The sequence below is a fragment of the Gluconobacter cadivus genome, from assembly GCF_015244745.1.
Lineage (GTDB): Bacteria > Pseudomonadota > Alphaproteobacteria > Acetobacterales > Acetobacteraceae > Gluconobacter > Gluconobacter cadivus.
In genome coordinates this window covers 34,109-54,846 of record NZ_JABCQI010000011.1, presented here as the reverse complement: position 1 = coordinate 54,846, position 20,738 = coordinate 34,109, and the positions used below count along the sequence as shown (strand labels likewise).

19 protein-coding genes are annotated in these 20,738 nt (G+C 54.8%); 10 read left to right on the top strand and 9 right to left on the bottom strand.

What is annotated here, in order from left to right; genetic code table 11:
* Positions 1-56: 56 nt before the first annotated feature.
* From HKD28_RS14180 to HKD28_RS14170, 3 genes are all read right to left on the bottom strand, one after another.
* Complete coding sequence (locus HKD28_RS14180) at positions 57-2,561, bottom strand: TonB-dependent siderophore receptor (protein ID WP_194268879.1); 2,505 nt, start codon at positions 2,559-2,561, stop codon at positions 57-59.
* Between the two features lie 142 nt (positions 2,562-2,703).
* Positions 2,704-3,636 carry a FecR family protein gene (locus HKD28_RS14175; RefSeq protein WP_194268878.1) on the bottom strand — a complete coding sequence of 311 codons (933 nt, stop codon included), beginning with the start codon at positions 3,634-3,636 and terminating at the stop codon, positions 2,704-2,706.
* A gap of 148 nt (positions 3,637-3,784) precedes the next feature.
* Positions 3,785-4,291 carry an RNA polymerase sigma factor gene (locus tag HKD28_RS14170; RefSeq protein ID WP_228125648.1) on the bottom strand — a complete coding sequence of 169 codons (507 nt, stop codon included), beginning with the start codon at positions 4,289-4,291 and terminating at the stop codon, positions 3,785-3,787.
* A gap of 369 nt (positions 4,292-4,660) precedes the next feature.
* Here HKD28_RS14170 and HKD28_RS14165 point away from each other — a divergent pair, with 369 nt between their 5' ends.
* The 5 genes from HKD28_RS14165 to HKD28_RS14145 are packed head-to-tail and all read left to right on the top strand — an operon-like array spanning position 4,661 to position 8,214.
* The gene (locus HKD28_RS14165; RefSeq protein ID WP_194268877.1) at positions 4,661-5,908 is read left to right on the top strand and encodes a PepSY-associated TM helix domain-containing protein; all 1,248 of its coding nucleotides are present in this window, start codon (positions 4,661-4,663) and stop codon (positions 5,906-5,908) included.
* Entirely contained in the window at positions 5,905-6,129 is a 225-nt protein-coding gene (locus HKD28_RS14160; protein ID WP_194268876.1) for a hypothetical protein, read from the top strand. Before HKD28_RS14165 ends, HKD28_RS14160 begins: the two co-directional genes overlap by 4 nt.
* Entirely contained in the window at positions 6,126-6,875 is a 750-nt protein-coding gene (gene exbB / locus HKD28_RS14155; RefSeq protein ID WP_328750686.1) for a tonB-system energizer ExbB, read from the top strand. The genes HKD28_RS14160 and exbB overlap by 4 nt, the downstream gene beginning before the upstream one ends.
* Positions 6,876-6,880: 5 nt before the next feature.
* Entirely contained in the window at positions 6,881-7,348 is a 468-nt protein-coding gene (gene exbD / locus HKD28_RS14150; RefSeq protein WP_194268875.1) for a TonB system transport protein ExbD, read from the top strand.
* A gap of 5 nt (positions 7,349-7,353) precedes the next feature.
* Entirely contained in the window at positions 7,354-8,214 is an 861-nt protein-coding gene (locus tag HKD28_RS14145; protein ID WP_194268916.1) for an energy transducer TonB family protein, read from the top strand.
* Positions 8,215-8,301: 87 nt separating this feature from the next.
* Here the strand turns inward: HKD28_RS14145 and HKD28_RS14140 are convergent, their stop codons facing one another.
* From HKD28_RS14140 to HKD28_RS14130, 3 genes are all read right to left on the bottom strand, one after another.
* Positions 8,302-10,515 carry a TonB-dependent siderophore receptor gene (locus tag HKD28_RS14140; RefSeq protein WP_194268874.1) on the bottom strand — a complete coding sequence of 738 codons (2,214 nt, stop codon included), beginning with the start codon at positions 10,513-10,515 and terminating at the stop codon, positions 8,302-8,304.
* 190 nt (positions 10,516-10,705) lie between these two features.
* Complete coding sequence (locus tag HKD28_RS14135; RefSeq protein ID WP_194268873.1) at positions 10,706-11,485, bottom strand: AraC family transcriptional regulator; 780 nt, start codon at positions 11,483-11,485, stop codon at positions 10,706-10,708.
* Positions 11,486-11,815: 330 nt separating this feature from the next.
* The gene (locus HKD28_RS14130) at positions 11,816-12,226 is read right to left on the bottom strand and encodes a MerR family transcriptional regulator (protein WP_194268872.1); all 411 of its coding nucleotides are present in this window, start codon (positions 12,224-12,226) and stop codon (positions 11,816-11,818) included.
* Positions 12,227-12,266: 40 nt separating this feature from the next.
* Here HKD28_RS14130 and HKD28_RS14125 point away from each other — a divergent pair, with 40 nt between their 5' ends.
* Positions 12,267-12,944, top strand: coding sequence for a cation transporter (locus tag HKD28_RS14125; protein WP_457851967.1), 678 nt, complete (start codon positions 12,267-12,269; stop codon positions 12,942-12,944).
* A gap of 69 nt (positions 12,945-13,013) precedes the next feature.
* Here HKD28_RS14125 and HKD28_RS14120 read toward each other — a convergent pair whose 3' ends face one another.
* A complete protein-coding gene (locus HKD28_RS14120; RefSeq protein WP_194268871.1) occupies positions 13,014-13,946 on the bottom strand; it encodes an AraC family transcriptional regulator in 933 nt (310 codons plus the stop codon).
* A 95-nt stretch (positions 13,947-14,041) separates the two neighbouring features.
* Here HKD28_RS14120 and HKD28_RS14115 point away from each other — a divergent pair, with 95 nt between their 5' ends.
* On the top strand, positions 14,042-14,869 hold the full coding sequence (locus HKD28_RS14115; protein WP_194268870.1) for an oxidoreductase: 828 nt from the start codon (positions 14,042-14,044) through the stop codon (positions 14,867-14,869).
* A gap of 106 nt (positions 14,870-14,975) precedes the next feature.
* Here HKD28_RS14115 and HKD28_RS14110 read toward each other — a convergent pair whose 3' ends face one another.
* A complete protein-coding gene (locus tag HKD28_RS14110; protein ID WP_194268869.1) occupies positions 14,976-15,875 on the bottom strand; it encodes a LysR family transcriptional regulator in 900 nt (299 codons plus the stop codon).
* A gap of 101 nt (positions 15,876-15,976) precedes the next feature.
* On the opposite strand from HKD28_RS14110, the gene HKD28_RS14105 reads away from it, so the two are divergent.
* From HKD28_RS14105 to HKD28_RS14095, 3 genes are all read left to right on the top strand, one after another.
* Entirely contained in the window at positions 15,977-16,738 is a 762-nt protein-coding gene (locus HKD28_RS14105; protein ID WP_194268868.1) for an SDR family NAD(P)-dependent oxidoreductase, read from the top strand.
* Positions 16,739-17,200: 462 nt separating this feature from the next.
* Positions 17,201-17,599 carry an SMU1112c/YaeR family gloxylase I-like metalloprotein gene (gloA2, locus tag HKD28_RS14100; protein ID WP_194268867.1) on the top strand — a complete coding sequence of 133 codons (399 nt, stop codon included), beginning with the start codon at positions 17,201-17,203 and terminating at the stop codon, positions 17,597-17,599.
* Positions 17,600-18,167: 568 nt separating this feature from the next.
* Positions 18,168-18,953: a meso-2,3-butanediol dehydrogenase gene (locus tag HKD28_RS14095; protein WP_194268866.1), complete on the top strand. Its 786-nt coding sequence runs from the start codon at positions 18,168-18,170 to the stop codon at positions 18,951-18,953.
* A 125-nt stretch (positions 18,954-19,078) separates the two neighbouring features.
* Here the strand turns inward: HKD28_RS14095 and HKD28_RS14090 are convergent, their stop codons facing one another.
* Entirely contained in the window at positions 19,079-20,650 is a 1,572-nt protein-coding gene (locus tag HKD28_RS14090; RefSeq protein ID WP_328750711.1) for a TolC family protein, read from the bottom strand.
* Positions 20,651-20,738 lie beyond the last annotated feature (88 nt).

Here is a 20,738-nt window from a genome sequence, read left to right as displayed (position 1 = left end):
GCCTTGAAACATTGCCCACTGCCTCTCTGGGTGGTGGGCTTTCAAACGCTACAGAGTTACCAACGATATCCGATCTGCCCCGTTACCCGGCGAAGCTGCCCCCATGAACAGGATTTGCTCGACGAACATTCCACTACATATTGTTTGTTGAAACCATTGACGAGACTTGCCCGCATATTAAGTCCTTTGAGACGCCTGCTTAACGTCCCAAAATCGTAACTCACGCCCCCATCAAACACCGTGTAGGCGGGAACATGAAAGGAATTGGCTTCGTCCCCCATGGAAAAGCCGACATATCTCATGCCCGCATTCAACGATAAGCCATCGAAAATGCCGTTCAGGGAATTTTTCTGAAATTTATAATCGACAAAGAGATTAACGGTATTCCGGGGAAGTTCGGTGGGAGCCTTACCCTGCAGCGAAACCGTTTTTCCGTTGATGTCCGTCGAAGTCAGTGTCGTACGGCTGTTATATATAGACATATATGTATAATTAGCGTTCAGATTCAGCCCTTGTGTAATATTGACGTTTGCTGAAAGTTCAACGCCCCTCGCCCGGACCTGTCCGATTTCAAGAGAAAAGTTCTGATGATCTGGATCACTTTCCAGAACATTGTTTTCCCGCAGATCATACGCAGCCGCAGTGAACAGCATTTTCGTGTTGGTTGGCTGATATTTCAAACCTACCTCCCACTGCTTGCCTTCAAGGGGATCAGCAATTCCCTTTCCATAGACGTTGGATGTTTGTGGGAAGAATGAAGTTGCATAAGAGAAATAGGGAGAAAGCCCGAAATCTGTCTTGTACGAAACACCGACATGCCACGTAAAAGCCTTCTTGAACGTACTATAATAATCGTCCCAGTCCTGACGGCCACCAATCATGACATTGAGGCCTTTCCATTTCATCTGGTCCTGAAAATAGACACCTGTCTGGGATAGGGAGTCGTTCTCGGTATCCCATTTGTTGCCGGTCTGTTTTATAAAATCGCTGTAGTTATATTGATAATATTTCGGACTCAGCAGGTTTAGTGTTGGAACGGTGGAAAAATCGAATGCGTACGTTCCTGAGTCGGGCTGATCCCTGTAGTCCACGCCAACCAGAAGAGTATGGTGAACCCGACCCGTATCATAATCACCCTGAAGATGTGAATCGAGTAAAGCGGCCCATCCTTTAAAGTGATCAACGAGCGCATAACGCTTCATGTCGGACGTACCAGCAACCAGTCCATTACTGAAGAGTTGGGCGAAGTAACTGTCGTCATACTCGTACCGAAAATTCTGGCTGAACTGCAAATGACGGTTGAACTTATGCGAGAAAATATATTCGAACAGATGGCTCTTGTCATAAGACCTGTCGAACCCCGGATCGCCAGTATCAATCGTTGGGCTGTATCGTCCATATTTCTGGGGAAAGAGAGACCCGATTGCCGGTCCGCCGGCGGCATATCTCAGTGAAGGTGTATAATTATACTGCCCAATCAGTGTGAGTTTCGTATTTTCATCGATATTCCAGGTCAAAGCTGGCTGAACGACCACTCTCTGATATTTCACGTACTGAACCTGATCGCCCTGTGTATTTCCGACGGCGACGATACGGTAAAGGAGTTGGCCGTCTTTTGTCAGTGGGCCGCTGGTATCAAACTGGCCTTCATAGCGTCCATAACTACCGAAACCCACATTGAACTGATGCTGTGCCTGTTCGGTTGGTCGCTTGAGGTCTTCATTGATGATCCCGCCCGGCGCCGCCTGTCCGTACATCACTGACGCGGGACCGCTCATGGCTTCCACCCGGTCAAGCATGAACGGCTCCACGGTAGAAGGCGACACGCCCGTCATCAAACCGTCCACGAATGTATCACTTTGAAATCCGCGCTGATAAATATCGTGCGAATTGATCGACGGTATTCCGCTCCCTCCCATCGGGTCCGTAATTCCGGGCATATAACGCAGAACTTCGGCCACATTGAGTGGCTGAAGATCATCCATCTGTTGTCGTCCAATCACGTAAACGGACTGAGGAATGTCGACGATGGGCGTATCGGTTTTAGTGGCCGCAGTCGAGTGACTTACAAAAAATCCCTCGCCCGGACCATAAGCTGCCTGAGGATTGGACATCCGGGCAGCAGTCCCTCCAACCCGGACGGGGCCCAGTGTGATCGAAGCCGACCGGGTCGCAGGAATGATCTGTACGGCGGAAGATCCTGCTGGCCGCCAGGACAGACCACTTCCCAACAGGAGATGTCCCAGCGCTTCATCCGGCGTAAAACTGCCATGCAGACCGTTTGTGCGATGCCCTGACAGCGCGGGGGCCTGTGACGTGATCTGAAGATGGGATTGCGCACTGAAAGCAACCAGCGCATCTGACAGGGAGCCTGCTGAAATATCGAAACGTGATTTTGATTGCCCTGCTTCAATCTGCGCCAGAGCCGTTCCGCACACAGCCGCACTCAGGGCAGTTGTGCCACCAAGTATAAGAACCGATGCAACAAGAGGGGTCTTTAAAAATCCTGATGGACACATGGACGCAGCATTTCCTGTCTCTGCGGCTTTTTGATAATGCAAGTCATTTGCATCTTTTGCCTATGACAGTGAGATGTTTGACGTCTTCCGTTTTTCGAAAAAAAACATCCATCAGAAACTATTTTCTTATAAGGTATTGATTTAAGTAAATATTATTTTTTTCGATATAAAAATCCCATCGGACTTAATGCCCCGTCACGACTGCAAGCCACGGAGAAAAAGAGGCTATCTCTCCACCGTAAGGCCTCACGATGAGCGCAAGCGATTCCTCTGGATGATGGAGATCGTATGATCCTGTCACGCGCTTTTCCATCAGACTTCCATGCATCACCATAATGCGTGCATGCATCCAGGGCTGAAGGGCTGCGACCATCTCACCTATGGTATTGTCCCGGGCAACAAGCGTCCCTGTGCGCCACAGCGCGATCGTATCTGGACTCTGGTTACCCGTTGCAGCGCGCGCTCGGCTTATCTCAGCCCAGTTTCCGACACGAAGATCCTTTTCAAAAGGAAGCCCGCTTCGCGCTGAAACATGAACTTCCCCTTCTTTCACAACTATTTCCGTCTTTGACCCGTCCGTCCTCGCATCAAATTCCGTTCCAATATCCGTCGTTGTAACAGGACCTGCATTGACCGAAAACGGTCGGGTTTCATCATGTCTAACAATGAAATAGGCCTCGCCCCGCAGCAGTTCGATCTGGCGTGCCCGAGGCGTGACATGCACCGTAAGCGCTGTGCGCGGAGCGAGGACGATCCTGCTGCCGTCTGCCAAGCGGATGTCGCGCGTCATGCCGGGCGGCGCGTAATAGTCTGCCCGAAGCCGAAGCATCAGATCAGGCACGAGCAGAACGGTCGCCAGACAGGCTGCGGCAAGCATGCCCATTGCAGCAACATAGCCACCATACCGGACACCGCGCTGCCTTTTCCGTCGTTGCATGACAGGAACGGATTTCATGACCCGTGCTGTAGCGTTTATATCCTGCCAGGACTGGCGATGTTGCGGGTCCTGTGCCAGCCACGCCTCAAAAGCACTTCTCAGTTCCGGATCATCACTGTCTTCGCGCAGTGCAATATACCAGCCAGATGCTGCCTTATCAGCGTTGTGAGAGTTATCCATGAGCCATTCTGGTCCCATCGCACAACAGTTTCTCAGGCGCAGCCCTACACAGGCATGACGGAGACAAAAACGCATGCACTGAGAAGTCATACCGGAATGATACGCAAGACCGCATCTTTTTCATGAAAAGCGTAGTGCGCACCGCGGCTTACTGCCCTTCCCTGCGGATTTTATTACAGATTGCCATACCTTCAGCAATCAGAGCATGCACCAGAGGGACGGAAACTCCCAGAACCTTGGCAACCTCGCGCAGTTTCATACCCTCAAAATGATACATGCGGATCGCCTGAGCCTGACGGTCCGGCATCGCATCGATGGCGTCCATGATCCTGACGACGATTTCCCGCGTGGCCACGGTCTCTTCTGGAGACACCGTATTGTCAACAATACCGGCAACAGTCATGTCAAAATCAGCCGTACTGACACGTTCAATCCCGGCACGACGCAGACGGCCCAGCAAAAGATTACGAATAATGGTCCGCAGATAGCTGACCGGAGACAACACACTGCCACTCGGCTGCCGCGAAAAGAGCAGCCACGCATCATGGACGATATCTTCAGCCAGCACGCCGTCTCCTGAGAGACGTCTGGCATACGCCAGCAGCCCCGCGCGATGGGTTTCATACAGATCCACAGGCAGTGATTCAGACTTCAAGAGACAGCTTCCCGATGCCAGACCGACAGACGGCAGTTGAGAACGACTTGCAATTCTGATGACACACAGATCTTCATTTCGCAAGATGTCTGGCTACAGCGCCTCTCCCGTCCGCATTCACGACTGTCTGGGGAAGCGCGATATCACGTCCACGTTATTTTTTATGCTGAGTTGTGAAAAAATGCCTTGCCCGAACGTCTGAAGGAACAGGGGAACATCACAGCCCGGTCGGGCTCGAAATTGCAGACCCCCTATCGGATAAGGCGAGAAGGTTCAGATGACGCAGAGGTGGCTCTTTTCACGGAATGAAGATGCGAATGAGTATCATTGTATGGTATGCATCAGAGTTCTTGATACGGTCAGCCGGTCATGACTACCCGGACCCTTCGCCGCTGGTTTCTGGTGCATAAATGGACAAGTCTGATCTGTACCCTGTTCCTTCTGATCGTTTGTATGACCGGGCTGCCGCTTCTGTTTTCCGAACAGATCTGGGACATTTTTGTCGGAGACGACGATCCTCCTTACGAAACACTCCCTCCCGGAACGTCCAATGCCAGTCTGGATACGATCGTGGCAAAGGCACACAGCCTGTTCCCGGGCCAGATTGTCACGGACATCGCTCCCGATGATGATGAACCCGCCGTTCTGGTGTCCATGGCGCCAAGCTGGCAGGCCTTGAAAGACGACGAAAAATACCCGGACCGGAATTCCGGTCACTGGATCAAATTCGATGCCCGAACCACCAGAGTCCTAAAGCAGTCACGACCTGCAGATGCCCCACCGCCACCCCGGACCTGGACTGGCGTCATTATGGGGACGTGCAGCCGGTTGCATGTCAGCCTGTTCGCCTATCTGCCGGGACGCCTGTTTCTGGGACTGATGGGCGGCATCTTCGTTGCGTCGCTTGTGTCAGGGACCATTCTGTATGGCCGATTCATGAAGCGCCTGCCGTTCGGGACCGTCCGACGGGATCGTGCGCGGCGCCTCACCTGGCTGGATCTGCACAATCTGCTGGGAGTAGCGACACTTGTCTGGGCAAGCGTTGTCGGATTTACGGGACTGATCAACGAACTTCAGACACCCCTGTTCGGCCTGTGGCGCGTGACGGATGTCCGACAGATTCTCAAACCCTATGCCAATCTTGCAGTCCCTGCTCAGAACCATCTCTCTTCCGTACAGGCCGCTTTTGAAACTGCGGCGAAAGCAGCTCCGGGGAATGTGGTCACTGAACTGTCTTTTCCGGGCTCTTCCTTCGGCAGCCCGGTTCACTACGTTCTTTGGACACATGGGGCTACGCCACTACGCGCACGTCTCTTCACGCCGGTGCTGGTTGACGCCCGAACCGGGGAACTGACCGGCGCATACCCTATGCCTTGGTATCTCCGCTTTCTGGAAATTTCCCGTCCTCTGCATTTCGGCGACTATGGCGGGATGCCGCTGCGCATTCTCTGGGCGCTTCTTGATCTCGTGGTGATCGGCGTTCTGATCAGCGGTCTTGTTCTGTGGGCTGCAAAACGCAGGGTCAGCGCAGATACGCGCCTGCGAACTCTTGGCTACGAATTCGACGACAGAACGGGTCTCGTCGTTTCTCACGATGCAGGAGATGCGGCGCGATGAAGGCTAAAGCCCTTCCCTCCTCCATGTCCTCAACTGCCATCTGGACATGGCCGACATTGCTTGGAGCTCTCACGCTGTCCGGCCTTATGTCGGCGCTGCTGGGCCAGCACGGCGTCTGGCTCGCCGTTTCATGGATCAGCCTGTCCATGCCTCTGGCCGTCATAACTGTCTGCCTGAGGCGTGCCTGGAGCAGACCGTCTTCAAAAGGAGGTCCCCTGTGACCGATCTCACTTCGATGTCCTTTTCCCCTTGGGACATGTTTCTCAACGCTGGTCCTGTCGTGCGGTGCGTGATGGGTCTGCTGGCGTTTGCCAGCCTGCTGACATGGACCGTTTTCATCGCCAAAACGGTTGAATTTTTCCGTATGCGCCAAAGGCTGCGGAAGGCCGAAAATGCTCTGGCTGAAGCGGACACGCTGGATCTGGGAGAGGAATGGACACGGGACAACAGATCCATCGCTCATGTCTTGGTTCTTGCGGCTGAAACCGAACGTCGGCGTTCACACGATATCCTTGATGATCGCGATGGCCTGAAAGAACGGATCGTCCTGCATCTCGAACGGCTGGAAGCGGCTGAAGGCCGGCATCTCATGCGCGGAACCGGGCTTCTGGCGACCATTGGAGCTACGGCACCGTTCGTCGGGCTCTTCGGCACCGTCTGGGGTATCATGACCTCGTTTACAGGCATCGCCGCCAGCAAGGCCACCAGTCTCGCCGTCGTCGCTCCAGGCATCGCCGAAGCCCTTCTGGCGACAGCGCTGGGTCTGGTTGCGGCCATTCCGGCTGTCGTCATCTACAATCATCTGGCCCGGCAGTCCGCTGCCTGCCGGGCGCAGGTCGCAGACCTGACGTCCCTTGTCATGCGGCTGGTCTCACGTGACCTGAGCCGGATTCAGCCGTCTGGCGGGAGTGGACAGGTGGTCCGTTTTGACGTCTCGCGGGAGGCGCGCTCCCTTGCTGCGGAGTAAACCGTATGATCCGCATCCGCCACGCTGACGAAAGCCCGCACGAAGCCAGTGAAATCAACGTCACGCCGTTCATAGATGTGATGCTGGTGCTCCTCGTGATTTTCATGGTGACCGCCCCCCTGACCACCGTGAATGTGCCGGTAGACCTGCCGTCCTCCAGCGAAAAACCCACGCCTCGACCTGAGGACCCCGTATTCCTGACGATCAAGGCGGATCACACTCTGGCTCTGGGAGAAGACACTCTGGAAACCAGCGGACTGGGCCCGGCGATGGAACGGGCGACAAAAGGAAATCACGACGAACGCATCTTCCTGCGGGCAGACAAGACGGTTGATTACGGGACGCTGATGGGGGTGATGAACAGACTTCGTTCGGCCGGCTACCTCAAGGTGGCGCTCGTCAACCTGCAAGGACAGGAAGAAGGGGGCGAAACAGCGTCAAACCCGGCTGCCTTTCCAGGAGGTACACCGTGATCGGGATGACCGGGCGGCCGCGGGAACTGGACAACCGCGCGGAGGATCTTTTCTCTTTCAGCAGATGGCAACGAGACCAGTTCCGACTGAAACATCGCGCAGACGCGCTCCGCTGGGGGCTGTCCTTTCTGGCTGTTCTTGCGATCAGTAGCGGCACTCTGTGGTACGTCATGCGGCTGCCGCCGCCGGTTATGGCCGTTCCCGCGCCGCCCCCTGCCGCGATTGCCATCGACATGGTTCCTGAACCGGTATCAATCCCGACACCGCCTACGGATGTTCCACCCGGTCCACAGCAGACACAGTCCATCCCCGATCCGGCACCCGTAGATCCACCAAAGATTACCGCGCCCCCATCCCCCGCGCCCCACCCGCCTGTTCCTGTGCCCAAGCCGGAAAAACCACATAGGATCGTGAAGAAACATCTCCCGGTTCCCCTGCACCGGAAGCCGATCCCGGACAAAACACCGCCAGCGGATCAGACAACCGCGCCGCCGTCCTCTGAGGCCCCTCCCGCCCCGTCACAGGCCACACCTGCACCGGGAGCATCCTCGTCCCGTGCCTCACATGATCCTGTCACATGGCAGGGGGCGCTGCTGGCGCAACTCGAGAAATTCAAACGCTATCCCGCCGACGCCATGGCTGATCACGAAGAGGGCGCCCCGACGGTCACTTTCTCGATGGACCGCAGAGGGCATGTGCTTTCAGTAACGCTCGCCAGCAGCTCGGGTCATCCGCTTCTGGATCAGGAAGCTGTAGCCCTTCCCAAGCGCGCGCAGCCCTTGCCACCACCGCCTGATACAGTCGAGGGTGATCCCATCACCCTGACCGTTCCCGTCGAATTCTATATTCATTCCGACCATAGCTGAAGTTCATGCCCCGTGAGAGACCAGCTCTGAATTCGATGAAGTGCCATTTTCCCAGGCACCGGAGAAAGTATGAGCGTGATATAAAACTTACCAGCTGTATCCTATACTGGCCTGAGCATTCCGGCGTTCACCATAGTAGCAGTATTGCCCATCAGCGCCGTAGGCGAAGCAGTTCGCAATATAGTTTTTATCAAACAGGTTTCTCACACTTGCAGACACTTTCCAGCCGTGCAGGGAGTGAGACAGGTTTTTCAGATCATAAGCCACGGATGCGTCGAAAAGAGCATATTGCGGAAGCCAAACACTCCCATAGGTCGCTTCGCCGCCATAAGCCTTGTTCGAATACCGCATGCCCCCACCAAAGCCGAAACCTTTGAGCGGGCCCGAGGGCATCGTATAGAAAGCAAACAGGGAGGCATTCCCCTTGCCGGACTGGATCAGTGGCTTGCCGGTAGAATCATCCTTGACCTTCTGGAAGCTGACGGCCGCTGTAACCATCAGATTATGGAATGGCTGGGCATGTGCTTCAAATTCGAAACCGTCCGAATGAACAAGTCCGCTTTGCAGGCTGTATCCGGTATTGGCAACGGAGACGAGCACGTTGCTTTGTTCGATATGAAAGCCCGCCGCAGTCAAAAGGACGGACGTGCCGGGGATCTGGTATTTCAGGCCGCCTTCAAGCTGCTTTCCGATGGATGGATGAGCCTGACGCAGCGTTGCCCCTCCGTCATTCGACACCGTACCGGACTGTGGCTGAAAGGATGTCGAGTAGCTGATATAAGGTGAAAGACCAAAATCGAAATGATACAGACCAGACGCACGCCAGGTGATCTGGCTTGCACTCTGCCGTGTATTCGACTGCTCGAAATATTCGACCTGTCTTGACCGGTACCAGTCATTACGGAGACTGCCCGTCAGGATCAGACGTTTCCAGCGGATCTCGTCCTGACCATAAACGCCCGCCTGATGGGACTTCGTAACATAGTGCAGATAGGGCGTCAGATCCGGAATAATCATATGATAGTCCGGGTGCAGTACGTCCAGATCAGGCGCATCGCCAGAGGCTTCCGTATCGTTCGCTTTCTGCTGCATGTAGTCGAAGCCGAACATCAGCGTATGACGTAACGGACCTGTGCGGACTTTCCCCTTGAACTGACTGTCAAAGGCCAGATTATAGGTATGTTCCTGCGTCCCATAAGCTGAACGCGACAGCATCTGGCCGCTGATACCGTCATCACTGTCGTAATATCCATTGTTATAAACACTGCGGTAGACCGTTCTGATGTCATCATACCGACCGCGCGTGCTGAAGCTCCAGTCATTGTTGAAACGATGGTTCAGAATGTAGGTAATGGCGCCCTGACGACGATTGAATTTTTCTGCTGATACATCGCCGTCATAGAAATTGCGCGGCAGATACCCGTAAGAGGCCCGTTTGAGAGAGCCGATCAGCGGAACGCCACCATAAGAGCCGTTCTCCGGGTCATATTGGTAGTTCCCAAGCAAAGTCAGGGTCGTCGGGCCATCGCCACCGAACGTAAAGGATGGACTGATGCTGAAACGTCGACTTCCGGTCCTGCTCAATTGCGTGTGCTGCCCGTTGACCGTCCCATACACACGGTAACGGACCATCCCGTCATTCGTCGCAAAACCGCCCACATCCGCATCGACACGATAGAGATCGAACATCCCGCCCGTCGCATTTACGCCGCCATAGAACCGCTGGTCCGTGGGGAGTTTGCTGGACATGGCCGTCAGGCCACCGGGGCTCGACTGGCCGTAAAGCGCGGAGGCCGGTCCTTTGAGAAGCTCGACGCGATCCAGCCGGAACGTATCGGTCTGGGCTACCGCAAAACCTGTCGGACTGTCCTGAAATTTCAACCCGTCCAGAAAAGTTGGAACCGTAAATCCGCGAAGATCAAAAAGATCATAGCGCGTCCCTTCCCCACCGCGCGTATCCGCAGTCACACCCGCAGCATAACGGACGGCCTGATTGAGGTTCAGCACACCACGCGCATCCATCTCGTCACGGGTGATGACCGTCACGGACTGGGCGGTCTCGACAAGCGGTGTGTTCGATTTGGTGGCCGATGAAGCGACGGTCGATGCGAGATGAGCGCGAACCTTGATCTGCTCGACATCCTTTGCGCGTGTTTCCGCGGTTTTTGGAGAAGTCTGCGCAGCTACGACTGCTTCTGAACGCCGACCTGCATCAGGTTTTTTTTCCTGATCGGCTGCGAAAGCCGTATCATTCAGGACGATCAAAAAAAGGCCCGTGTAGATGATCCTGTTACGCTGCATACCCCACCCATGTGTCGTCACCGGCTTCTGCACCCAGAGGGTCGGTGGTCTGTTTTTTGAGAATAACTCTTAATTGCGCTCCTAGTCATATTTGCAGGTGTCATCAACCGATGCGAAAGCCATTGGCCCGAACGCAAACAAAATCTGCCTGATCGACGATAATGGAAGGTGCCGGAAGGACGGTTGAAAGTTACGGAACCGGTGTCAGTGTGGTCGCCCGCAGGGACCGGGGAGACATTCCGAACGTCCGATGAAACATGGTGCTGAAACTGCCAGCGTTCTCGTACCCCAGTTCAAATGCCACTTCGGAGACAGGTTGCCCGGCAGCGATGCGGGATGCTGCCTCGATCACCCGGACACGCCGGCGCCAGGCAGCAAAGCCCATCCCCATTTCCTGATGGAACAGTCGTGTAAAGGTCCGTCTAGCCATGCCAGCCTCGCGTGCCCAGTGGTCGATGTCCCGACAGTCTCCGGGTTGGGCGACAATGGCCATACACACACGCAAAAGACGCTGATCGGCAGGAAAAATCAGCCGGTTCATAATGGGAGCCGCGCGTCTGATTTCATCGACCAGAAGCCGTGCGATGGCTGTCATGCGCTCATCCATGACAAATTCGTATTGCATGGCAATGATCTCGTCCACGAGCCCGCGCATGAGAGACGAAACATCAAACATCTTGCAGGGAAGATCAGTGACTTCGGTCAGACCCGGATCGACATAAACCACCTGAAATGTAAGGTCCGTGCGGCACTCCGCCTGATGGAGCGTGTTGGCGGGAAGCCACAGTCCCTGCCCGGTGCCCAGTACGAAACTCTGGCCCAGAGCGCTGACAGTGACCGTTCCTCCAAGAAACAGAGAAAGCTGGGCGCGGTCATGTCTATGATATGTGTCCACAAAACCGTCTGCATAACGATCTGCAAAACCTACGACCGGGGGCGGACAAACTGGCAGGTCCGCCGTTCGCTTCATACCACCATGATCCAGGTGGTTTTTCTTCAAAAGATATCCGGCATGATGACCACGTCCGGTGCTCCATCATCTGTTTGGGACGGTCTCAGCCGGGTATTACATACCACTTTCAGGCTACCAAGGTGATTTTTGTATCAATAGGACCTGTAGAGGGCCGTCTGGACTTGTCGCACAGGCTTTGCACATGACAGGGACAGAAAAATAGTTCCGTACGACTATGGACTACGCCCCATACTGCGTCATGCGTGCAAGCCGATCTTCTCCGATCTCAGGGCGGTTCGGTCAACCACGTTGGCGTGGATAACGGGGAGCCCAACGTTAGGCCGTTGTTTACCCTGTCACACGAGGCTGAAGCGCCTCAATGATCCGGCATTCGGCAATCTTGCCATGCTGACATTGTGCAAGAAGTTGTGTCAGTTCCTGTCGGAGTGTCTGCAGATCGTGAATCCTGCGTTCGATATCCGTGACATGAGCTTGGACAAGTTCGTCCACCTGTTCACAGGACCGAGCCTCCTGCCCGGACAATTCCAGCAGCTCCCGCACCTGATCCAGCGGAAAGCCGAGTTCACGCGCCCGGCGGATAAAGCCCAGACGCGCCAGATGCGCGCCATCATAAACGCGGTAATTGCCAACGCTCCGTGGTGGATGCGGCAGCAATCCGATGCGTTCATAGTACCGGACGGTTTCAACCTTCGTGTCCGTCAGGCGGCCAAGCTGCCCGATCGTATATGTCTGCATCATGAAGTTCTTGACCCTGTAGTGACTACAGGGTGGATATGGGGTGCTCTTCGTTTTTTGCGAGAGTGTCGCCATGCCCTGCTGTCATGACTCCTGCTGCCCAAGTTCCGTCTCTCCTTCGACTGGTCACGATGACCGCCACTGGCACCGAGCACTCTGGATCGCCCTGATCGTCAATGGCGGTTTTTTCCTGACCGAGATTATCGCCGGCGTCATGGCGGGTTCCGCCTCCCTGCAGGCGGATGCGCTCGACTTCTTCGGAGACACCGCCAATTACGCCATCAGCCTTACCGTCACGGGTATGGCGCTGGCGTGGCGTAGCCGAGCGGCAATGCTCAAGGGCGTGACCATGCTGGTCTTCGCGCTCTGGGTGCTGGGCAATACGCTGTGGCACGCCTGGTCAGGAACTTTGCCGCATGCCGAAACCATGGGCCTGATCGGCGCGCTGGCACTGCTGGCCAATGGGGGTGTTGCTCTGATGCTGTACCGCTTCCGCAGTGGGGACGCGAACATGCGCTCGGTCTGGATCTGCTCGCGCAATGACGCTATCGGCAATCTGGCGGTTGTACTGGCGGCATTGGGCGTTTTCGGCACCGGTACGGGATGGCCGGATATCATCGTGGCTTTCATCATGGGAGGACTGGGTCTGCATGGCGGGGCACAGATTGTGCGCCATGCCCGTATGGAAACCGCCAGCGTCAAAATGGGTCTGGCGGGCTGACATCAGCGTCCTCATGGCCAGTTCGATCTGAAGACGATCTACGCAGCCTGCCGGTGCTCCCGACCTTTTTCAAGGCGGCACAAGCAATTCGACTTGTAAGGTCGACTCTCCCAGATGTTCTTGCATCCATTTAGCCTCTTCGCTTGGGGTGCGATGGAAGTGGCGCCTGAAATCCCGGCTAAACTGGGCGGGACTGGCATAGCCGACTTCGGCAGAAACCATGGCCATCGAACCCTTGCGCCGTGCAACCATCAACCGGGCTTCGTGTAGCCGCAAAACCTTGATGTATTGGATCGGGGTCGTTCCAGTGAGGGCCTTAAAGTCGGCGTGATAGGACGGAACGCTCATACCGGCCTCGGCAGCCAGTTCTGGCACCGACAGTCTAGCATTATAGCGTTCGCGGATCAGCCTCAGGCTATGTACAATCCTGTCTGACGTGTCGTGGCCACGCAGCGCTGCCATCAGGGCGTTCCCCTGTGGACCGATCAGGACACGATAATGCAATTCCCGGAGTAGCCCCGGGCCAAGAATGGCAAGTTCTTGCGGATGATGGAGAGCGTGAAGCAGACGCTGGAGCACATCCACAATGGAATGCGTCATCCGGCTTGAAACCATGCTTTTTGCTCGCACTCCCTCGTCATGACCCATGTGTCCCTCCAGTGCTGTCACAATTTCAGCGGCCAGATGCAGGTCAAAATCAAAGTAGAGAGCCAGCAGAGGTTGGTCGGCGCTGGCCTGCGACGCCATCCGAAAAGGTACGGGGACTGAAACCGCAAGATAATGGTCGGCGTCATAGCGGTAGACCTCGCTATTGAGGAACCCCTGTTTGGCCCCTTGCAATACAAAGACCGCACCAGGGCGATAAAGAACCGGCACATCTTCAAGGACGGTCTCGGAACGCAGGATGCGAATACCGGGCAAAAGCGTGGCGTTGTAGCCAGTGCGCGGTGCAAGGGCGGCGGCTAGTACAAGGAGAGCAGAGGGTGCGGAATGAGGGATCATAGGATCAGGCAAGAATATTAGAGGAACTGCAATAGATAAGGCGCCGGTTCAATATTATTGGTCAAGGCGTGAATACAACCAGACAGAGCAACGCCATGACAAAGCATACTTTTTTCATCACAGGCGCCAATTCAGGCTTCGGGTTGGCCATCGCCCGGGCTGCCCTTGAAGCCGGTCATCGGGTGATTGGTACAGTCCGCTCGCCAACCGCAAGAGCATCGTTACTGGAGCAACTCCCGGATATCCGCGTAGTCCTGTGTGACGTCACCGAGTTCGATCGTATTCCCGCCATTGTCGCACAGGCAGAAGAAGATCACGGTCCGATCGACGTGCTCATCAACAATGCCGGATATGGCCATGAAGGTATTCTGGAGGAATCCCCTTTAGAGGAAATGCGGCACCAGTTCGACGTGAATGTTTTTGGAGCCATTGCAGTCGCCAAAGCCTTCCTGCCGCGCTTTCGCAAACGCCGTGGCGGCTATATCGTGAACGTGACATCGATGGGTGGTCTCATCACCATGCCGGGCTTGGCGTCTTACTGTGGTAGCAAATTCGCTTTACAGGGGATTTCAGAGGTCATGCGCGCGGAAATGACGCCGTTTGACGTTCATGTCACCGCATTGTGCCCCGGATCGTTCCGCACAGACTGGGCCGGGCGTTCGATGGTGCGGACTGAGCGCTCGATCGGGGACTATGATACTTTGTTCGACCCTATCCGGGCCGCTCGACACGAGAAGAACGGCAGACAACTGGGCGATCCAGCGAAACTCGCCGCGGCAGTGCTTCAACTCATCGCGTCGGACACGCCTCCACCTCAACTCCTTTTGGGGAGTGATGCTCTGCAACTGGTTCGTGACCGTCTCTCTCGTCTGGAAAAGGAAATTGCGGACTGGGAAGAGTTAACCCTATCGACAGACGGCTGATCTCTTTGGAGATCAGTGCTGGATGTTTCCGAGAAGCAAACCGCCATAATATTACTCGAAAACAACGGGTTTGCTTCCGTCAATGCCGGGCTTCTCGCGGCACACCTCACCCGCTCGGAAGGAGCCCCGAGCCGATAATTTCCACCAACCAGTCAACGAAGACACGCACACGCGGAGAAAGCTGTCTGTTGCTCGGATAGAGCACCGAGAGCGGTGTGGGTGTCGGGGGAAAATCGGGCAAAACTTCAATCAACCTGCCATTCGCGAGATCATCAATGAAGCGGTAACGTGGTGCCTGCACAAGGCCAAAGCCTTGCCGCGTGGCCGCGGCACTGGTTTCAGCGCCACTAACCAACAACTGCGTCGGCAGTATGATCTCGATCACTTCGTCTCCGCGCGTGAACTCCAGCGGCAGGGGCTGGCTGGTGCGCGACGATACGAAACCGATCATCTGATGGCCTTGAAGGTCCTCCGGTGTCGTGGGCATTCCATGCCGCGCCAGATAGTCCGGGCTGGCCACGGTGATTTCTTCCATCACCCCCAGGGGGCGGGCCACCATGTCGCTGTCAGCAAGAGGGCCGGCCCGCACGACGCAATCCACCCCCTCCCGGACCAGATCGACAAACCGTTCGCCCTCTCCGAGATGGACGGTCAGGGCGGGATGCCGCATGAGAAAATCGGGCAGCGCCGGCAGCAGGATGGTGCGCGCGAGGTAGCCGACGACGTCCACGCGTAAAATGCCGGAAACAGTTCCAGCCGCTTCACGATCCGCGTCCTCGAGATCAGCCAGGATCGCGATGCAGCGCCGATAATAGGCGGTTCCTTCCACCGTAGGCCGGACGTGCCGGGTCGAACGTTGTAGCAATCGGGTGCCAAGCCTGCTCTCCAGCGCCTTGATCGCAGCGGTCGCGACCGGCCGCGAAACGCCACAGGCAGCGGCTGCAGCACTGAAACTGCCGCGATCAACAATGCGGATAAAAAGATCGAGCGTGGCAAGCCTGTCCATGGGATTGTTCCATGATGCAAAACAATGCTTTCGGAAAGGACGATCTTATCGAACGGTCGATAGGATGAGCAATATGGGGCTCCCACCAAACGGAGAGTCCCATGCCTGAAGTCAAAACAATTGCCCTCCTCACCGGCGGAAGCCGAGGCCTCGGGCGTTCGACTGTCGAGGCGCTGGCCCGACGTGGTATTTCGTCGATCTTCACTTACCACGCTAATAAGGCTGCTGCTGACACGGTTGTCGCCAGCGTAGAACGCAGCGGGGTTCGCGCTGTGGCCTTACAACTCGACACTGCCGACATTCACACGTTTCCGGCTTTTGCCAATGAGATTCAACGCGTGCTGGGCGACTGGGGCGTTGAGCGTTTCGACTACCTCATCAACATGGCAGGGACGTCGCATAGCGGCCTGTTCGGCGAGGTGACGGAGGAGGATCTTGACGCCGCTTATCGTGTTCACGTGAAAGGTCCTCTCTTCCTGACGCAAACGTTGCTGCCATTAATCGCAGATGGCGGTCGGATCGTGAACATCTCTTCCGGGTTGACCCGTTTTTCTTACCCTGGCCGTATCTCTTATGCCTCCATGAAAGGGGCGGTGGAAGTTATGACACGTTACATGGCCAAGGAACTCGGCTCGCGTCGCATTGCCGTGAATACAATTGCCCCGGGCGCTATCCAGACGGATTTTTCAGGCGGTGTAGTACGGGACAATCCGGAGGTGGCCCGCCATATCGCGGAAGCAACTGCGCTTGGACGTCCTGGAGTTCCGGATGATATCGGCCCGATGATTGCCTCGCTGCTGTCCGAAGACAATCGTTGGGTCAATGCACAGCGGATCGAGGTTTCCGGCGGCCAGGCTATCTGAGTGCGAACAGCCAGCTTGAGGGCGTCTGTCATCAACTGATAAGAGGCTGAGCAAATGCTTCTCGATATTGTGGTCGTTGCTGCATTGTAGGAATTCCCGTAGTCGGAGCATTTATGGGTGAGCCATAATATAGTGACCGGCAACGAGTGAGCGCTTGCAGAAAACACTGTGAGTTTCCTGTATGTCCGAGGTGAAGGCGTGAGCAGAATTTATCAGCTTCTTGCCTTCACCACTTGCACTATGTGCTATGCCCCAAGCTTGTGATGTACTCGGCCGCTAATCAATACGCTTTAGCAGGCGAGATTACGGCCCGTCCCCAGACTTCTTGCTGGACAGGGGTGACATCGGCCTCCGCGATCTAGACGGAAGAGCACGGACCGGTAAACTGCCGCCTAAATGGTAGATATGGAAAGATCGTGGCATTACTACTGATCTGATCATGTTGTGTGGAGGACAGACCAAATGGAGCAGACTTCAGGAGGCATCTTAGGTTTCCACCATGTTGCGATCATAGCGTCCGATTATCAGCGTTCCCGACATTTCTACGTTGACGTGCTGGGCTTCCCCGTCCTCGCTGAAAATTTTCGTGCCGAACGCGACTCCTGGAAGTGCGACCTCAAGGTTGGTGACGCGCAAATCGAACTCTTTTCCTTTCCGGCGGCTCCTCCTCGGATATCGCGGCCAGAAGCTTGTGGCCTACGGCACTTGGCTTTTCGTGTTCAGGACATCTCTGCAGTGGTGCAGCATCTTGAGCGTCATGGTGTGGAATCGGAGCCTGTTCGAACAGATCCGTATACAGGCCGCCTTTTCACTTTTTTCTCAGACCCAGACGGTCTTCCTCTGGAACTTTATCAGGTTTGAGAAGTGTTTTGCGCCTGTTTGCTATAGCTTCTCTGGCTTTCGTTCTGAATGCCTGTTCTGGCGGCTCTAGTAAGCCTCCAGAGCATGAAACGGTTGCCTGCATGAGTTACAGGGCCATGATGGTTGCACCAATGTCCCCCGATGCCATGCAGCGACTGCAGCAAAAATGCGCGGCCTCGCATGGCGAATAAAGACGCGCAGAGCTATCATCATTCTGAAAGCGCGACGGTGCTGTTGGAAGGTATATTGATTGCCGAAAACGTGGAATTGATCGGCTGAAGAAGCTGATTGCGGAGTAGGAAAGCAATACGCTTCCTGCCCAGCCAACGACAAGGAAGCGTGTGCTATGACCCAGCGCAGCGCTTAAGGCCATGCGAATGACAGCCACCACGCTATGCATTAGCCCTACGCACGCAGCGACGGTAATGCGCGATGTCAGAATGACAATGGCCAACACCCCATCTCCACGATGGATGACGGTTTGTCGTCAGGCAGGCCGAGTGTCTTATTGTGGCAACCATCCGGGACGACAGCGCTTTATCTCCTGAACTGTGTAGGGAAAGCATTCATGTCTATTCACGGATTATCGCGTTTCAAGGATAAGAAGGTTCTCGTGACGGGCGCGGCCTCAGGGATTGGGCACGCTACAGCGCTTCGGTTTCTTGACGAGGGCGCTCATGTCCTCCTCGTTGATCGGGACAAGGCAAAGCTTGATGACGTTACAAAGGTGCTGGACCCGAAATATGCCGTGCCATCCCTGACGGATATTTCTGCTCCGGAACAGGTTGAGGATCTCTATAAATTTGTCGAGAAGCAGTTTGGAACACTTGACGTTCTGGTGAATAACGCTGGAGTGACTGCTATGGGCACCGTTCTGGATTGCGATTTGGCAACCTGGAGCACCGTCTGCGCGACAACCCTCACCGGCACTCTCAACGTTAGCCGTACATTTCTCCCCATGCTGATCAAAGCGAAAGGCAACATCGTCAACACCGCTTCGGTTTCTGGCATGCGAGGAGATTGGAATACGGCGTATTATGATGTCGCGAAAGGAGGCGTGGTGAACCTGACCCGCGTCATGGCCATGGACCACGGCAAAAAGGGTGTGCGCGTCAACGCAATCTGTCCTTCCGTCACACGTACGGCCATGACGGCAGAAGCGGTTAAGGACGAAGGCTTCGTCAAAAGTGTGGAAGATCGGGTGCCATTACAGCGCTTGGGAGAACCAGAAGATATGGCCGCCGCCATTACATTTTTAGCGAGCGCCGACGCGTCCTACATCACAGGTCTCATCATGCCCGTGGATGGCGGCGTGACCGCATCAAACGGCCAGCCACCATTCCCGATGTCATAAACCTAAAATGCCTTCAGGTGGCTTCCAGCGTCCTTTCGTCGGAGCGCGCTCGAAGGCACGGACACATATCTGTAGATGGAGACAATCAGGAATGCGCTCTAGGTCGGATGTTTTGTCAACATGAGCTAGCCCAGCGAGCCTGTTCCAAAAGCCAGCCCCGCAGCTGCAATCAGAGCCGCATAATAAGCGTCTGAACGACTGATATTGGCATCAAGAAGTCCATTTTGCGCTAACTCCGCTTGCGTCACAGATCCTGTCCCTGCGCGATACGACAATAAAGCTGCATCGAAATTCGTTTGCGATGCCACGCGGAGTTTAGAGGCTGCTTCGTAGGCCTGAAGGCTGGTATGAAGAGCATTTTCCGCCAAAACGATCTGTTGGACGGCGCCATTAACTGTCTGCTGAAGAGTAGCCTCTGCACTATCTTCTTGGTCTTGTGCACGTTTGACAATGGCAGCGCGCAGACCGCCGTCAAAAATAGGCACGCTAATACCGCCAAGAATTAAAGTGCTAAAGCGATTTCCTGAAAGATTAAGAGTAGGAGAAACACTATCGCTGGCACTCGGGATGGAGGTCAGGCTCGTTCTTCCCGTTGAATATGCCACATTGCCGGTCATAAAAATACTTGGAAGAAATGCCGCTCGCGCTGCAGAAATTCGGCTTTTGGCAGAACGTGTTGCAGCATAAGCGGCCAATACATCAGGACGACGTCCAACCGCGGCCTTAACCACTTCATCGCTCAAACGAACGTCTTCTAACGATAGAGGACGACCCGATACGTCTTCAAGATCGAGGTGTGAGTTTGTTGAAACACCCATATTATTAAGTAACGCCAGATAGGTATTCTGTTCTTCACCTTCAGCTTGCACAAGACGGAGATTAACTTGAGCCGTAATCTGCCGTGCTTGAGTGACATCCATAATTGTTCCCTGCCCCTGCTTCAGCCTCGCTTCGGCTGCAGCCTGCACATGCTCTGCGTTTTCGAGAGCAGTTTGCAAGAGTTGTGCCCGGGTGGATGCCGCTGCATGCGTATAGAAGGCAGTGGTAACGCTATAGATTATTTTTTGATGTACACCTGTGAATAAAACATTTGTAGCCAGCTGGGCTTGGCGTGCGGCGCGAATCAATGCCTCTCTTCGTCCAAAGTCAAACAGTAACCAGCGCAAGCCTACAGTTTGTACCTCAGCTGTACCTGAGCTTCCCCGCCTCGGGGTGCCGTTAATGCCGATGGATCCATAGTCATCCGCATTCAGAGAGGCTTCTGTAGTCTGACTTCTTGCCCGAGACCAACCCCCTACAACAGTCGCCGTCAACGTTGGAAGATAGGTACTCTTAATGATGCCAACGGCCAGTGCAGCATCCCGTGCGGTATTCCATGCTTTCCTCGTTTGAGGATTAGAAGACTGCGAAATATCAATTAACTCCGCTAAATTATAGGGAGTTTTTTTCTGGTTATTGATTAATGGCGCACTCCCCTCAATAGCCGCGTTTGGATTGGAAGGAAGGGTATATTTTCCAGGTAGAGATAAAGCGGAGATCCTTTTCTCTTTTCCAGGAATAATGACACCTCCAGACGTGACATTAGGGGTCCATGGATGATCAGGACTGGAGGGTGCTGTATCCAATTCTGACGTCGCGCATCCTGATAAAAAAATTATTAATGAAGCTATTAAAAACGCCCCTCTTTTGCGTTTTATCAATTTAGTGTCTCCATATTTATAATATTCTATTTTCTGATTGGTCTATAATATTTTATAATTTTTCAAAATCTTCTTTTTAAAATTG

Bases quoted from the DNA above. Each gene is read 5' to 3' on its own strand.
- HKD28_RS14175 (WP_194268878.1), bottom strand. From the start codon at position 3,636: ATGGATAACTCTCACAACGCTGATAAGGCAGCATCTGGCTGGTATATT.
- HKD28_RS14165 (WP_194268877.1), top strand. From the start codon at position 4,661: ATGACTACCCGGACCCTTCGCCGCTGGTTTCTGGTGCATAAATGGACA.
- HKD28_RS14160 (WP_194268876.1), top strand. From the start codon at position 5,905: ATGAAGGCTAAAGCCCTTCCCTCCTCCATGTCCTCAACTGCCATCTGG.
- exbD (WP_194268875.1), top strand. From the start codon at position 6,881: ATGATCCGCATCCGCCACGCTGACGAAAGCCCGCACGAAGCCAGTGAA.
- HKD28_RS14145 (WP_194268916.1), top strand. From the start codon at position 7,354: ATGACCGGGCGGCCGCGGGAACTGGACAACCGCGCGGAGGATCTTTTC.
- HKD28_RS14140 (WP_194268874.1), bottom strand. From the start codon at position 10,515: ATGCAGCGTAACAGGATCATCTACACGGGCCTTTTTTTGATCGTCCTG.
- HKD28_RS14135 (WP_194268873.1), bottom strand. From the start codon at position 11,485: ATGAAGCGAACGGCGGACCTGCCAGTTTGTCCGCCCCCGGTCGTAGGT.
- HKD28_RS14130 (WP_194268872.1), bottom strand. From the start codon at position 12,226: ATGATGCAGACATATACGATCGGGCAGCTTGGCCGCCTGACGGACACG.
- HKD28_RS14120 (WP_194268871.1), bottom strand. From the start codon at position 13,946: ATGATCCCTCATTCCGCACCCTCTGCTCTCCTTGTACTAGCCGCCGCC.
- HKD28_RS14115 (WP_194268870.1), top strand. From the start codon at position 14,042: ATGACAAAGCATACTTTTTTCATCACAGGCGCCAATTCAGGCTTCGGG.
- HKD28_RS14110 (WP_194268869.1), bottom strand. From the start codon at position 15,875: ATGGACAGGCTTGCCACGCTCGATCTTTTTATCCGCATTGTTGATCGC.
- HKD28_RS14105 (WP_194268868.1), top strand. From the start codon at position 15,977: ATGCCTGAAGTCAAAACAATTGCCCTCCTCACCGGCGGAAGCCGAGGC.
- gloA2 (WP_194268867.1), top strand. From the start codon at position 17,201: ATGGAGCAGACTTCAGGAGGCATCTTAGGTTTCCACCATGTTGCGATC.
- HKD28_RS14095 (WP_194268866.1), top strand. From the start codon at position 18,168: ATGTCTATTCACGGATTATCGCGTTTCAAGGATAAGAAGGTTCTCGTG.